Origin of the sequence: Paenibacillus sp. 3LSP, from assembly GCF_032465655.1 — a bacterium.
In the GTDB taxonomy this organism is placed as follows: domain Bacteria; phylum Bacillota; class Bacilli; order Paenibacillales; family Paenibacillaceae; genus Fontibacillus; species Fontibacillus barengoltzii.
On the sequence record NZ_JAWDJI010000122.1, the window covers coordinates 1 to 14,289 of the forward strand.

Here is a 14,289-nt window from a genome sequence, read left to right on the forward strand (position 1 = left end):
CCCGGGGGGATGGAAATGAACCTAAAAGAGCTTTTTAAAGATACTATACGAGGAGTTTTCCTTATGAAGGTTCTATATCACCCCGAACGGGATGAAATCCAATTGTCTTCCGTGTTGTACGCTTTAAGTGACCCGATTCGGCTTAGCGTTGTGGCGGAAATGCGCCGCTGCGGCGAACAGCCTTGCAATTATTTCGAGGTTCCCATCGCCAAATCGACGTTGTCGCACCATATCCGGACGCTGCGGGAAGCCGGCGTCATATCGACCCGGATCCAAGGCACGCAGCGGTTTATTTCGTTGCGGGAAGTGGATTTGGAGTCCCGCTTCCCAGGTTTGCTGACCTCGATCTTGGAGGCTTATGAGAAAACAGAACATAAAGAGCTAAACGTCAAATCGAAGTAAGATGATAAGCTGATCGTTAAAATAATACGAATATCCGATTAGGTAGAGACTTGAGCTATAAATCGGAGCCAAGGGGGAGCGTACCCGTGTTGAATATTGATCTCTCAGGACAAATCGCGCTGATTACCGGAGCAACCGGCCAGTTAGGCCGGGTAATCACCCGGACGTTGTCCGCTTGCGGAGCGAAAGTGGCGATTCACTACGTGAATAACGAAGCCAAAGCCCAGGAATTGCTGCAGGAGATTACCGAAGCCGGCAGAGAAGCGATGATCGTGCGAGGTGATATCACGAAGGAAGCGGATATCCAAGCGATGAAAGCGAAGGTAGCGGCCGAGCTTGGCGATCCGGATATCGTCGTCGCCAATGCCGTGGTGCAGTATAACTGGACCTCGGTTCTGGAGCAGCCGGCAGAGGATTATGTGAGCCAATTTGAATCCTGTGTTCTGCAGAGCGTGTTTCTGGCCAAGGCGTTTATTCCGGCGATGATGGGCAAAAGAAAAGGTCGCTTCATCGGAATTAATACCGAGTGCGCCATGCAGAATTTCCCCAACCAGTCGGCGTATACGGCAGGAAAAAGAGGCATGGACGGCGTTTACCGCGTCCTGGCCAAGGAGGTTGGGGAGTACGGGATTACCGTTAATCAGGTCGCCCCGGGCTGGACGATCAGCGATCGCGACCGCGAGCTTGCGGATCGGAATGATGCCGCTTATATCGCTGGAGTTCCGCTGAAGCGGCGGGGGGAAGATCAGGATATTGCCAATGCGGTTGCGTTCCTGGCTTCCGAGTTAGCCGGTTTTATCACGGGGGCGTACCTCCCGGTGACCGGTGGAAATGTCATGCCGGCCATCTAGGCCCATGACGACGACCAAGCTCTCGGGCAAGCAAGCCACCCCGAAGGCATACTTATCGGTACTCCGGCCTGTGCTGGCTTGTGCTTGGATCGAGCGCTACGGTACCCCGCCGCCAGTGAGCATAAAGCTGCTGCTTGAAGCTGCATTACCGGACTTGGATAACGGGATTCGGGAAGAGATCGGCCTACTGCTGAAGCTTAAGCGAGGTGGAGCCCACCTCGAGCCCAAATCCCGTCTTTCGCATATGGACGGTTATTTAGCTGATCGAATAGAAGGATACGAGCGGCTCGCATCGATCTTGGAGCCCCCGAGTCGAAATAGGGGCTCGGCTTTGTCTGAAATGCTGGATGAAATGTTCATTTCCGTTCTGCAGGAAGTGTGGAAGATGAGAATAAGGTAAGAACCACTCAAAGGACCGCTGAGGCGGTTCTTTCTTTTTTCTCTTTTATAATAAACTTCAAAAATTAGTGACACAGATGCATACATGGTCTATAATCAACGGAAGAAAGCACAATGTAACAGAATCAAAAAATAAGTAATACAGTCACTGGAGTGAGAGGGGGGACGCTTATCATCACGTTGGAGCATGTCAGCAAAACGTACAGCTTGCAAAACGGGCAATTTGAAGCGTTGCGCAATGTCTCCCTGCAGATCCCGGAAGGCACCATCCACGGCATTATCGGACCTAGCGGAGCAGGGAAATCGACGTTGCTGCGAATGATGAATGCTCTGGAGCTGCCGGATCAAGGGAAAGTGACAGTTCTGGGCCAGGAGCTCACTGCGCTCCCTGAAACAGCGCGGCGTGAGGTGCGGCGCTCGATCGGCATGATTTTTCAACAGTTCCACTTGCTGAATAACCGGACGGTCAGCGGGAACGTATCGGTTCCGCTGGAGCTTGCCGGATTACCGAAGAAGGAGCGCGCCGAACGCGTGGGGGAATGTCTGCGTTTCGTTGGCCTGGAGGACAAGGCTGACCAATATCCGGCATCCCTCAGCGGGGGACAGAAGCAGCGGGTAGCCATTGCCCGGGCGTTGGCAAGTCAGCCTAGCATCCTGCTGTGCGATGAGCCGACCTCCTCGCTTGATCCGAAAACCACAGCAGAGATTCTCGAGGTGCTGCTGCATATCCATCGGACCTTAGGGGTGACGATCGTGATCGTCACGCATGAGATGGACGTGGTGCGCAGCATTTGCCAAGGGGTTTCGGTGATGGAAGAGGGGCGGATCACCGATGCGTTTACGCTTCAGCGGAATGAGGCGGAAGTTGGCACTGCTGGAAGAACCGGTTACCACGCCTCGTACCGGGAGCAGTTGCTTGGCGGGATGGAGGTGTAAAGGCGTTGGATTTTCTCATGATGATGTGGGAGGGCTTCGTTCAGTACCGCAGTCAAATTGGCGAAGCGATCGGCGAGACCTTCATGATGGTTGGGATCGCGTTGCTGGCAGCCTTACTAATTGGCTTACCGCTGGGAACAGCATTGTATCTGAACGGTAAAGGCCAGTTATATGAGCACTCCCTGAGGTACGCTCTGCTGAACGGGATCGTGAACGTCGTTCGTTCCTTTCCGTTCCTGTTGCTGGTGGTGTTTATGATTCCGCTCACCCGCCTGATCGTGGGTACGGCGATCGGAACGCTGGCTGCCTCGATTCCGCTGGCCGTTGTGGCCATTGCCATCTATGCGCGATTCGTTGAGCAATCGCTGTTGGAGGTGCCGCGCGGCGTTATTGAATCGGCCCGGTCGATGGGGGCGTCCAAGCTGCAGATCATCACGAAATTTTTGTATGTTGAAGCCCGTTCCGGCCTGGTGCTGGGATTAACCTCCTCGACGATCAGCTTCATTTCCTATTCGACGGTGATGGGTGTGGTTGGCGGCGGAGGGGTTGGCGATTTTGCCATCCGTTACGGTTATCAACGGTTCGAAACCGAGCTGATGGCTGTGGTGATTGTGCTGATGGTTATTTTGGTACAAGGAATTCAATTTATAGGAAATGCGTTGTCCCGATGGTTGGATAAACGCTGACAATGGAGGGAGAAACCATGCTAAAAACAGGAAAATGGATCATGTCGCTCGTAGTTCTGATGTTGGTGCTGAGCGCTTGCGGCAATAACAGCAATACCTCGAATAACGGAACAGGTGTGGAAGCACCGGCAGCGGCAGAGACGGAGACGACAGAGAACGGAACTACAGAAACCACACTGAAAGTAGCTTCGCTGATTCCACCGATGACGGACATTCTGGAACTGATCAAACCGCAGCTGAAGGAAGAGGGCATCAACTTGGAAGTTGTGATCTTGTCGGACAATGTGCAGCCCAATGATGCACTGGCGAACAAGGAAGTGGATGCGAACTTCTTCCAGCATGTCCCTTGGATGGAGGAGTACAATAAAAACAAAAACGCGAACCTCGTACCGGTTCAGCCGGTGTATCATGCGGTATACGGCGCTTATTCCAAACGGTATAAATCGATGGAAGAGCTCCCGGATGGAGCAACGATTGTTATCGCCAATGACGCGTCTAACGGTGGACGCTCCCTTGACATGCTGGACAAAGCCGGCGTGATTAAATTGAAGGAAGGCGTAGGGATTAACGGGACTGTTGCAGATATCGTAGAGAACAAACATAACTATAAATTCGAGGAAGTTGACCTGCTCATGTTGGCCCGGATGCTGGACGATGCCGATTTGGTGCTGATGACACCGGCTTATGCCAGCCCGCTGGGACTTACACCGAAGAAGGATGCTTTGCTGACGGAAACCATCGAATCGGCATTTGCCATCACTTTGGTGGCTCGTGAGGATAACCGCGATTCCGAGCCGATTCAGAAGCTGGCAAAGGCGATTTCTAGTCCAGAGGTCAAGCAGTTCCTCGAGGACAACTACGACGAGATTGCGCTTCCGGCGTTTTAATTTAGTGCCCTGGCACGAATCTTGGTATAGTACCTGCTGATCGGAATAGGTCAAACTTCCCTCCTCATAGGATGATGTTAGCATGATCCATATGGAGGAGGGGAGTCGATGCAGGTTCATATCGTCCAGCCGGGGCAAACGACATATCGTATCGCACAATCCTATGGCATACCTTATGAAGATATCGTTGAAGCTAATGAATTGCCGAATCCGGAGAGGCTCGTGGTTGGACAAACCTTGGTCATCCCGAACGTCGGCAACTATTATTGGGTCCGGCCTGGGGACAGCTTATGGTCGATCGCTCAACGATTTGGATTAAGTTATCATGAGTTGGCCCGCGTGAATGCCATCAGCGTAGATCAACCCCTTTCGATCGGGTTTCGGCTGTACATTCCGCCGCGGCCGCGAAGAAGAGCGGAGTTTAACGCTTATGTAGAGCCGCGCGGCGGAACGGTCTCTGCAGCGCTGGAGGAAAGTGCGCGGGAAACCGCGCGATATCTGACCTACCTGGCTCCGTTCAGCTTCCTAGCGCAACGGGACGGCTCGCTTCGAGAGCCGCCGCTCAATCAGTTTCCGGAAATTGCTCGGGCAAACCGGGTTGTCCTGATGATGGTGATCACGAATCAGGAGAACGACCAGTTTAGCGATGAGCTTGGCCGGATCTTGCTCAATGATATCCCGATTCAAGATCGGTTTCTGGACAACATCGTCACGACCGCAAACCGATACGGATTTCGGGATATTCATTTCGATTTCGAGTTTTTGCGGCCCGAAGACCGCGAGGCATACAACGCCTTCTTGCGTAAAGCCAAAGCGCGATTCGCGGAGCAGGGCTGGCTGATGTCGACTGCTTTAGCGCCAAAGACCAGTGCCGATCAGAAAGGGAAATGGTATGAAGGGCATGATTACCGGGCCCACGGTGAAATCGCCGATTTTGTTGTGATCATGACCTATGAATGGGGCTACAGCGGTGGACCGGCTCAGGCAGTGTCGCCGATTGGTCCTGTCCGCCGGGTACTTGAATATGCGCTGACGGAAATGCCGGGCTCCAAGATCATGATGGGGCAAAACCTATACGGGTATGACTGGACGTTGCCATTTGTGGAGGGAAGCTCCGCAAGGGCGATTAGTCCGCAGCAGGCGATTCAAATTGCCGCGCGGCATGGCGTCGCCATTCAATACAGCGAGCGGGATCAGGCACCTTTTTTCCAATATTGGGATGCGGAAGGTCGGGAGCATGAAGTTTGGTTTGAGGATGCTCGCTCGATTCAAGCGAAGTTTGACCTGATCAAGGAGTTAGGGCTGCGCGGAATGAGTTATTGGAAGCTGGGTTTAAGTTTTCCGCAAAATTGGCTGTTGCTTGAAGACAATTTCGAGGTGGTCAAACGGGGATAACTTTGATTGATTGGGACGCGAGTAAACTTTGTGATTTTTGTAACAGAGTTGCTTGACAGCCTGCGGTATGATAGAAGCAACTTAAGTAATCCAAAATTAAATGAATAGAGATCTTCGGGGTAGGGTGAAATTCCCGACCGGCGGTGAGGTTTCGTCAAGAGGAAACCGCAGCCCGCGACTCGCGGATGGCTTTCATAGCCTGAAGTGACTGACTTGGTGAGAATCCAAGGCCGACGGTATAGTCCGGATGGGAGGAGATCAATGAAGCTTAAAGTTTGAATCAGGGACCTGTCATGGTCGCCTGCCAAGCTTATTTGGTCAGCCCTCGCAAAGCCTTCAGGAAGGTCGATGCGGGGGTTTTCTACGTAGACCCTCTATTCAAGAAGGGGACAGACACCATGGAGAAAGTCAAAGTAAGCAGTGGTATGCAATTCTCAGCCGGAGTGAATGCAGGAGCGCTTGCCGGCGCATCCGGTCCGATTCAACATTCGCCGAGAACGGCTCAAGCCCGCAAATCGCGCAGCGGTTTCTGGCTTGTCGTGTTGGGGGCAGCCTTGTGGGGCGTTGACCCGTTGTTTCGGGTCATCCTGCTGAAGTCGCTCACCTCGGCGCAAATCGTACTGATTGAGCATCTGATTATTGCGCTTTTTGCCATCCCGGTCTTATGGAAAAATCGCTCTGAGCTTAAAGGGCTGGGTTGGCGTCAAGGAGGCGCGCTGCTATTCATTTCGTGGGGCGGTTCGGCGATTGCCACGATTCTGTTTACGTTAGCTTTGTCGAGCGGAGATCTGAACGCCGTCCTGTTGCTGCAAAAAATGCAGCCGCTGTTTGCCATCCTGCTGGCCGGATTGCTGCTTAAGGAGAAACTGCCGCGCTACTTTTTCGGATATTTGCTTATTGCGTTGCTGGGCACGTATCTGCTGACCTTCGGTTTTACGATGCCGATTGGGCATTGGAGCGATTTCGTGCAGATCGGCAGCCTGCTCTCATTAGGGGCAGCCGCCTTGTGGGGCGGATCCACGATAATGGGGCGGTTGATGGTCGGGACGATGAAATATGAGACAGTGACATCGTTGCGGTTTATTTTGGCGTTGCCGCTGTTGCTGGCGATCACTTGGAATGAAGGGGCTGCATGGAGCCTGCCGACCGGCACCTCGCAAATTGCTGCATTTTCCCTCAATATGCTTGGACAAGCGTTGTTGCCAGGCCTGCTAAGCTTGCTCGTCTATTACAAGGGGCTGACCACAACCAAAGCGTCGGTCGCGACTCTGGCGGAGCTAAGCTTCCCAATGGTTGGCGTTCTGATTAACTGGATTGCGTTCCAGCAATTGATTACAGTCGCCCAAGCCTGTGGGTTCGTGCTGATATGGGGCACGTTATTCCTGATCTCCCGCCAGGGAGATACCAACCACTAATTTTGCAAAACGATGAAATAGCGGGGATCTCCTCCTGTTTGACAGGAAGGAAATCCTCGTTTTTTTTTTCAATCTCTGCATCCTCTTTGGCGAAATTTGTTATATGATAAGAAAAAGTATCAAATAAGGATGAAGATTATTTCGTGGGATGGAGACGGTGGAAAGTTTCATGTTGGATCTAAAATTAGATATGGGAACGGAATTCGTATTGCTCGTATTGGGCCATCTTCTGACCATCATTCTCTTTAGTGCATACAAGTTCCGTAATTCCAAACAGTCAGTGATGGACGTGTTTTATGCCGCCAAATGGCTGCAGGCTGTAACCTGGGGTTTGTTTATATTATCGGAAAATACACCGGGCATGGCCGTGCTCACAGCGGCGAATTTGTTTTTACTGCTGGGGGCTGCCTCTGAAATGGTTGCATTTCTGCAAGTGACTGACGGATTTAGCACCAAAGCGAGGAGGTTCTACGTATATTGGACCGCAGCGGGTATGACAGCCTACCTGTTGGTTGTTCTCCTGCATAATACCGCTTCACTTCGCATTGCTGTCGTCTCCTTCTCTATCGCGGTGATGCTGGCGATCCCTGCCGTTCGGTTAGTGTCATCGTCATTGAATTCCTCATTGTCCCAGCTGATAGGTTACATGTACCTCACAATCGCGATTGTCTTGACCGCTCGCACCCCGCTGGCTTTCTTCAGTCTCGGATTGGTGGACATGATGAACCCCGGCGTCTATCAAACGTTAACCTTCCTGGCTTTGTATGCGCTTTTAATGCTGGGGAACATGGGCTTCTTCCTTCTCTCCAAGGAGCGGACGGACCGGGAGTTGATGAGATTGGCCAGCTATGACGATCTGACTGGTGCGTTGAACCGGCGGGCCTTTATGCACCATACCCAGCAGACCTTGCGGCAATGCCGGAGGGGGGGGATCCCGGCCTCGTTTATTCTGATCGATGTGGACCATTTTAAGACGATTAATGACTCCTTTGGTCATCATATCGGAGACGAGCTGCTGCAGGAATTCGCCGGGAAGGTCCATCCTCGACTGCGGGAGGGGGATTTGTTTGGTCGGTATGGCGGAGATGAATTCGCGATCTTCCTTCCGGGAGCGGACGAGCAGGCCTCGGATGAGTTCGCTGAAAATCTGCGTGCCGCTGTGCTGGAGAGTCAGAGAAATCGCGGGCGCCTGGACACTAGACCCGAGTATACCATCAGCATTGGTGTGGTCACTGTTCCCGCAGGCTCGGATGTGCCGTTGCAGGAGTTGTTTAAATCCAGCGATGAAGCTTTGTATCAAGCCAAGCATGCTGGCCGTAACCAGGCTGCACGTAGCGGAGCATAACAGCGAAAGGCCGGGCCCATAAGGGACCAGCCTTTTTTTGGTTGTGTGCAAGCGGGATCAGTTCTCGTCCAGCCACAAAATTGCTGTAACCCCGCGCGGATAATACCGACTTCCGCAGATGACACCGGCCATCATCTGGTCGCTCCAGCTCCAGTAGGCATTCTTCTCGGAAGTCAGCCAGCCCACATGTGCTGCATCGGCAGCTTGACCTCGTTCGTCCCACGGAAGACCCAAGATCCGGCGGGCGATGAACTGGCAGAGATAAATTTTACTTAGCCAGGAGTTGTTGCTCGTTGAGGACAACTTCCAACCGCCGTCCTCGAACAGGCAGATGCCCGGCTGCAGCACTGTGTTCAGGTGCGTGGACAGCGCTGCGATATATGCGCCGAATCGACCGTTTGGATCCAGCGCTTCTTCGCAGCCGGTGTAGAGCGGGTAGATAAGACCCTCGATCGCAGGGATGATCTTCGAGTCATTGTTCTCTTGAATGACCGCTGGAATGTAACCGCCCGGCAGCATATGAGAAGTAATCGTGGCAGCACACAAATCGGCTTGGCGTCCGGCCAGCGCAGCCGCCGTTTCGCGGCCATTGTCACGAAGCAGCTTCTCTAAGGCAACGTACGCTGCCCAGCTCTTGCCGGCCAAATAAATGTTATTCCGCGCTTGCCCCAGCGAGACGTCCAGACTGTCATAGGTGGTGATTTCCGCTCCGCCCATTGTACGGGAACTGTCGAGGCCCATAATGCCGGTACGCTGCGACGGATCAGGATGGTCGCGGTTCACCATGCTTTCCAGGCATTGCTCCAGAATCGGCAGGTTCTGCTTCAACCATTCGCGATCGTTCGTTTGATGGACGTAAACGGTGGCGCTTAACACCCAGTTGACGAGTTGCTCCTGCGTCATGTGAGAGAAGCAGTCGTCGAGCGCATGCAGCTCATAAGACGAATAGCCAGGAAGGGTAAACGAGTTCTTTACGCCCATGTCATGCGTGAAGCTGATGCCGCCAGGATATTCGGTTGAATCTCCCGGAAACCGCACCGTATCCCGGTAGCTGTAGCGGCTGGTGTAGAAATCGAGTTCGTTTTTAACCGTCCATGGATTCATTTTGATCTCGTAAAACAACTGGTCAACCAGCAAATCAAACGTATTCATCATCCGGTATTCGCCTTCATTGACGATCCAGAGCGGCTTGCCGTCATGCTCCAGCAGCTCCGTGGAACCGTAATAGCTGCGGATGGCATGCGCAAGCATAAACTTCTGATCCTCGCTTAGCTTAGCGCCGTTCACTAGCGCGTCGCCTTGGCGGGCAACCTCCAGCTTACGGTCAAATTGTGCTAACGCATACTCGGCTACTTCTTCGATGTTCGCGAAATACCGCGTATAGTAGTAGGATGCATCTATCCCTGTTGTGACGTAACCAGCGCGGTAGAAGCAAAGTGCAAAGCGGTAAGTGGCTTTCTCGCCAGCCGGTGTATCCATAAGCAGTGCGCCCACGGGGCCAAGGCCAAACCGGAGATTTTCCGGAACCTTTGGTTTGAGAATCGATTCCATCGTAAAAAAGCCAGCGCTGGTAATCCGCGGATCGCTCGCCGCAATGGCGGTATGGCGGCCTTGGCCAATGCCGCAAATGCGGCCGCTCGTCACGTCCTCCAAGCGACGAATGGCGCTGACAGGGTCGTTGTTTTGCATACCAAAGAAGGCTTTGCGCGTCGACGTTCCCCGGGTATTGTCCACCGTGATCTCGGCAAGCACGGCCGGCATCAGCGCGAAACGCAGCTGCTCTTCCGTTGCTGTCTCGGGATCAGGTACGCCTTCAAACGGGGAGATTAAGCGGAACGTCAAATCGCCGGCTTGCCATTCGTCGATGGCTGCCCCAAATCGGCGGACGATTTCATTCCGATTGTACGGCAGGATGAGACCGCCCTCCACTTGCTGAACGGAATGTCGCTCGCTGGAGCCTGAATTGCTCTCTTCGGTCGTGTAACGATTACGCTCGTCCAGACCTTCGCCAAAGAACGGGAAAGCGCGGTAATGCTCTTGCCCATCGTCCTGCAGGCCAATATAGATGTTTTGGTTCGGCGGGCTGGCCATTTCTAGGTCGAAGCCGCCGCTTTGGCCGGGATAACCTAATGTAAAGCTGGCAAACGCTCCCATCGGAGAGTGATGCGCGTTAAAAAATATATTTTTACCCAAGTTAATTACCTCCTGTTCAATTCACAGCGGTTATGCTAGTTTTGATTATAACAAGGCTTTTGGGGAACGCCCATGTCCAAACCGCCGATCGATTTATCCAAAACGTGCACGGCGGTGAGGCAGGGAAAGCGATTAAAGAGAAGCGGAGGGATAAGGGTGGCTAGAGAACATCAGGTTACCGAATATATGCTGCCAAATATGGATTCGACGTTTAAGCTCTTTGCCGCGCATTTGCGAACGGTCACGCCGGAGTGGTCGTATCCGCGCCACAGCCACCCGCTGTTCGAGGTGAACTTGCTGCTGGCAGGCAGTCAAGAGATGAACGTCGGCGGTAAACGTTATGTGCAGCAGCCCGGCGATTTTCTGCTGCTGCGCCCCGAGGACATGCACGAAAGCCGGGCGCTGGGAACAGAGTCGATGACGTATTATTGCTTGCATTTTAACGTCGATGAGCCCGTGCTTCGCGAGCTGCTGTGCCGCGGCGAGAATCCGCTCTACACCGCAGACGGACCGCTGGCCCAAATTATTCGGCCAAGCTTGGACAAGCTCATCGCGCTTACTTCGGACGGGTCAGGTACGAAGGTGGCGGACAAGATGCGGACGATGGCTGCGCTGTTCGAGCTGTTTGCAGGGCTGAGCGAAGGGTTGGCCGAGCAGGAAGCCGGCGCGCCAAGCAGCCGGATGAACCGGATCGCGGCGGAGATCGCCGCCGCGCTGGAGCGCAGCGTCGAGGAGCCGGGGGCGGCGTGGAACGTGTCAACATTAGGGAACGCAAGCACCATAAGCAGCAGTTCCAGAAACAGCAGTTCCAGCATCACCGGCGAAAAGGGTATCAGCAGTAATGTTAGTCGCGGTAGTGTCTCCCGTGATGAAGGCTCCTCCGGTCGTCGATCCGTCGACGTTCTGGACGCCGATCGATCACGCGAGACTGTCGCGGCGGTCACTGCCGGACTTGGGTACAGCGCGTCCTCCTGCAATCGGATTTTCCGCAGCGTGTACGGGATGTCGCCGCGCCAGTATTTATCGGCGCTGAAGCTTAAGAAGGCCAAGCTGCTGCTGTTGGAGCCGGAGTTATCGGTGGAAGCCGTTTCGATACGACTTGGTTACAAGGATATTGCCCATTTCAGCCGTCAGTTTAAACGCTGGACTGGAGAATCACCCGGCAAGTTTAGAGCGCGGTTTCATATTTAACTTGAAGTCATATCCATTTTATTTTGAAAGGGGCTTGCTGTTTTGATCACTAAAAATGAAAGCGCTGACTTGTTAGCGGTACCGCGAAGCAAGCGAATTGTCTTTTTTGGCGACAGCATTACGGAGAACGGTACGTATATCCGGAACTTGGAGGCTTTTTTCCTGAAGCATCTGCCGGAACACCGACTGGAGTGGATCAATTTGGGGGTCAGCAGCGAGACTGTAGCGGGAACCAGCGAAAAAGATCACCCCTTCCCCCGTCCCTGCGTGCATGAGCGCCTGGAGCGCGCTTTGGCCGAAACCCGGCCGGATTGGGTGTTTATTTGCTACGGAATGAACGACGGAATTTATCATCCGTTTGGGGAGGCGCGTTTTGAAGCCTACCGCGATGGGTTGCGTCAAGCTGTGGAACAGGTGCAAAGCGTCGGAGCCCGCGTCATCCTGATGACGCCGCCGCCATTTGATGTTGCTTCGATTGGCGGAGAGGCGCTGCCAGACGGGAAGGATATGAATGAATACTCGTTTGAGCGACCGTATGTCAAATATAACGAAGTCTTGGAACGCTACGCATCTTGGGTGCAGCAGTACGGCGAAGCAGAAGGGCTGACGGTGGTAGATCTCCGCCGCCCGTTGAGTGAACTGATTCGTAAACGTCGTGAGGCGGACGCGGGTTATCGTTACGGCGATGGCATCCATCCGAACGAAGACGGGCATTGGGTAATCGCCCAGACGATCCTGAGCCGTGTGTTCCATTTGGAGCTGGAGCGGATACCGGCCTGGGCTGAGGTCGACGGGGGCGACAGCGAGTTTATCCGGCTCGTCGGCCAGCGGCGAGCCGTGCTGAATGCGGCGTGGCGAGAGCATGTCGGGCACACGAACCCGAACAAGCTGGAGACACCGCCGCTGGCGGAGGCGCTGCAGCAGGCTGAGGCACTGCTGCCAGCAATCGAGCGCGCCGCTGCGCTGGAAGGCGGCACAGAGAGCGCGGAGGTGCGCGAATGGATGGGGTTCGCGCGCACCGACTTCTACTTCGGCGGCCGCGAATGCGTGGTAGTCGCTCCGCGGGAGGCCGCGCCCGGCCGGCCTTGGGTTTGGCGGAGCGAATTCTTCGGCGCCTTCGCGGACGCCGACCTGGCTCTGCTCGAGCAAGGCTGGCACGTGGCCTACTGCCGGCTGAGCCACCTCTACGGCTGCCCGTACGCCGCCGGGCAGATGGAAGCATTTCGCGCCTGGCTGACCGCGAAATATGAGCTCGCCCCGAAGCCGGTGTTGTTCGGCTTCAGCCGGGGCGGCCTGTACGCGCTGCGGTACGCCGCGCTGTACCCGGACCGCGTCGCGGCGCTGTATCTCGACGCGCCGGTGGTGGACATCCGCAGCTGGCCGGGGGGCCAGGGTGCGGGTCGGGGCGCGCCGGAGGAGTGGCACGACTGCTTGGCGGTGTATGACATCGCCAAGTCAGCAGCCACTCCGGCGGAGGCCAACCGGCTCGCCGGCGAGGAGACGGATCGCCTGCTCGCAGGGCTCACCGCACCGGCCAGCGCTGGCGTGCCGGTGCTGCTCATCTCCGGTGACGCCGATCTCGACGTGCCGTTTGAGGAGAACGGGGCGGTGCTTGAGCGCACCTACCGGGCATGTGGCGGAGCGGTGATGACCATTCTTAAGCCAGGCGGGGGCCATCACCCGCACAGCTTGCCCGACATCACTCCGATTGTGCAGTTTGTCCTTTCTTCGGCTGCGAACCGAGTACAATAGCTGCCTATAGACCGTCCGATGGATATCGGACGGTTTTTTGCTTCGAATTGGAAGACTTCTTCCTTTGGGGGGAGGGGAACCTAGTCTTTCCGCGTTCTTTTCAACGATTATCCCGTTGCATCAGGAAATGGAAACAAGAGAAAGAAAGTGTGATATGCAAAATTGAAGCAAGATGCCGGTAAACCGATAAGTACGGATATGTGCAAGAGGAGGAATACGTTCTCGTCCTCCTTTTTAACGATTATCCCGTTGAATCAGCCGGTGGAGAATGTGAAGGAAGTAGGGGGCAGAAAGTAGCATCCAAGTAATATCCAAGTGTAGTAGTATGAAAGATCAGTAATAAACAAGTGTAGTAGTATGCAAGATCAGTAATAAAAAAGTGATGTGAGAAAACCGATGGTAGGAACATATGAGCTACAACTCACTGAGTTAATATAGATTAGATTGTGAAAAAAACGATAAATTGAACTTGGGTATAGCTTAAATCGGTTGAGCTGAAAGTGAAAATACTGAATAAGAAGCGGAAATGCTGAAATTGGTATAGCTGTAAATGAGTCGATTAACTGTGTTCGAAAGTCAAGGTAGGGGCGATTTCATGTTGTTTGGCATTCCGATCAGCATTCTTTCTTTGCTCAATAAAAATCGCATAGTACCTCAGTTAGCAGCCTCACGCTGCACCTGCAAGGAACGGCTTCCGCTGGCGTGCGTTCAGACCATGGGCGATTAACTGGCGGTAAGGGATCGCAGGAATGGACAAGCACATTTGCAGCAGGTTTTGGCGTATCTCTTCCTCGGAACAAGTCATGCGCAGGTAACGGCGGACGGTGTACTCGTTCA

12 protein-coding genes, 1 pseudogene and 1 riboswitch are annotated in these 14,289 nt (G+C 54.0%); of the genes and pseudogenes, 11 read left to right on the forward strand and 2 right to left on the reverse strand.

What is annotated here, in order from left to right; genetic code table 11:
* The first annotated feature begins 63 nt into the window (after window positions 1-63).
* The 9 genes from RW092_RS09690 (at window position 64) to RW092_RS09730 (ending at window position 8,316) form a co-directional block, all read left to right on the forward strand.
* Window positions 64-402, forward strand: coding sequence for an ArsR/SmtB family transcription factor (locus RW092_RS09690; RefSeq protein ID WP_009226217.1), 339 nt, complete (start codon window positions 64-66; stop codon window positions 400-402).
* Between the two features lie 89 nt (window positions 403-491).
* Window positions 492-1,253, forward strand: a complete 762-nt coding sequence (locus tag RW092_RS09695; protein WP_316010094.1) for an SDR family NAD(P)-dependent oxidoreductase — start codon at window positions 492-494, stop codon at window positions 1,251-1,253.
* A 4-nt stretch (window positions 1,254-1,257) separates the two neighbouring features.
* On the forward strand, window positions 1,258-1,653 hold the full coding sequence (locus RW092_RS09700; RefSeq protein ID WP_316010088.1) for a DNA polymerase beta superfamily protein: 396 nt from the start codon (window positions 1,258-1,260) through the stop codon (window positions 1,651-1,653).
* Between the two features lie 170 nt (window positions 1,654-1,823).
* Complete coding sequence (locus tag RW092_RS09705; protein WP_085278450.1) at window positions 1,824-2,588, forward strand: methionine ABC transporter ATP-binding protein; 765 nt, start codon at window positions 1,824-1,826, stop codon at window positions 2,586-2,588.
* Window positions 2,589-2,605: 17 nt separating this feature from the next.
* Complete coding sequence (locus RW092_RS09710) at window positions 2,606-3,274, forward strand: methionine ABC transporter permease (protein WP_036625446.1); 669 nt, start codon at window positions 2,606-2,608, stop codon at window positions 3,272-3,274.
* Window positions 3,275-3,291: 17 nt separating this feature from the next.
* Window positions 3,292-4,161, forward strand: a complete 870-nt coding sequence (locus RW092_RS09715) for a MetQ/NlpA family ABC transporter substrate-binding protein (RefSeq protein ID WP_016313246.1) — start codon at window positions 3,292-3,294, stop codon at window positions 4,159-4,161.
* Between the two features lie 108 nt (window positions 4,162-4,269).
* Window positions 4,270-5,556: a glycoside hydrolase family 18 protein gene (locus tag RW092_RS09720; RefSeq protein ID WP_028539226.1), complete on the forward strand. Its 1,287-nt coding sequence runs from the start codon at window positions 4,270-4,272 to the stop codon at window positions 5,554-5,556.
* Between the two features lie 106 nt (window positions 5,557-5,662).
* Window positions 5,663-5,819, forward strand: a riboswitch (FMN riboswitch).
* Between the two features lie 135 nt (window positions 5,820-5,954).
* Window positions 5,955-6,971 carry a DMT family transporter gene (locus RW092_RS09725; protein ID WP_316010089.1) on the forward strand — a complete coding sequence of 339 codons (1,017 nt, stop codon included), beginning with the start codon at window positions 5,955-5,957 and terminating at the stop codon, window positions 6,969-6,971.
* 169 nt (window positions 6,972-7,140) lie between these two features.
* The gene (locus tag RW092_RS09730) at window positions 7,141-8,316 is read left to right on the forward strand and encodes a GGDEF domain-containing protein (RefSeq protein ID WP_316010090.1); all 1,176 of its coding nucleotides are present in this window, start codon (window positions 7,141-7,143) and stop codon (window positions 8,314-8,316) included.
* A 57-nt stretch (window positions 8,317-8,373) separates the two neighbouring features.
* On the opposite strand, the gene RW092_RS09735 is transcribed toward RW092_RS09730, so the two are convergent.
* Window positions 8,374-10,509 carry a glycoside hydrolase family 52 protein gene (locus RW092_RS09735; RefSeq protein ID WP_316010091.1) on the reverse strand — a complete coding sequence of 712 codons (2,136 nt, stop codon included), beginning with the start codon at window positions 10,507-10,509 and terminating at the stop codon, window positions 8,374-8,376.
* Window positions 10,510-10,665: 156 nt separating this feature from the next.
* Here RW092_RS09735 and RW092_RS09740 point away from each other — a divergent pair, with 156 nt between their 5' ends.
* On the forward strand, window positions 10,666-11,700 hold the full coding sequence (locus RW092_RS09740) for an AraC family transcriptional regulator (RefSeq protein WP_316010092.1): 1,035 nt from the start codon (window positions 10,666-10,668) through the stop codon (window positions 11,698-11,700).
* A 42-nt stretch (window positions 11,701-11,742) separates the two neighbouring features.
* Window positions 11,743-13,452 (forward strand): alpha/beta fold hydrolase, encoded by a 1,710-nt coding sequence (locus RW092_RS09745; RefSeq protein ID WP_316010093.1) that lies wholly within the window; start codon window positions 11,743-11,745, stop codon window positions 13,450-13,452.
* 667 nt (window positions 13,453-14,119) lie between these two features.
* Here the strand turns inward: RW092_RS09745 and RW092_RS23905 are convergent.
* A pseudogene (locus RW092_RS23905) lies at window positions 14,120-14,289 on the reverse strand (transposase); the annotation flags it as partial.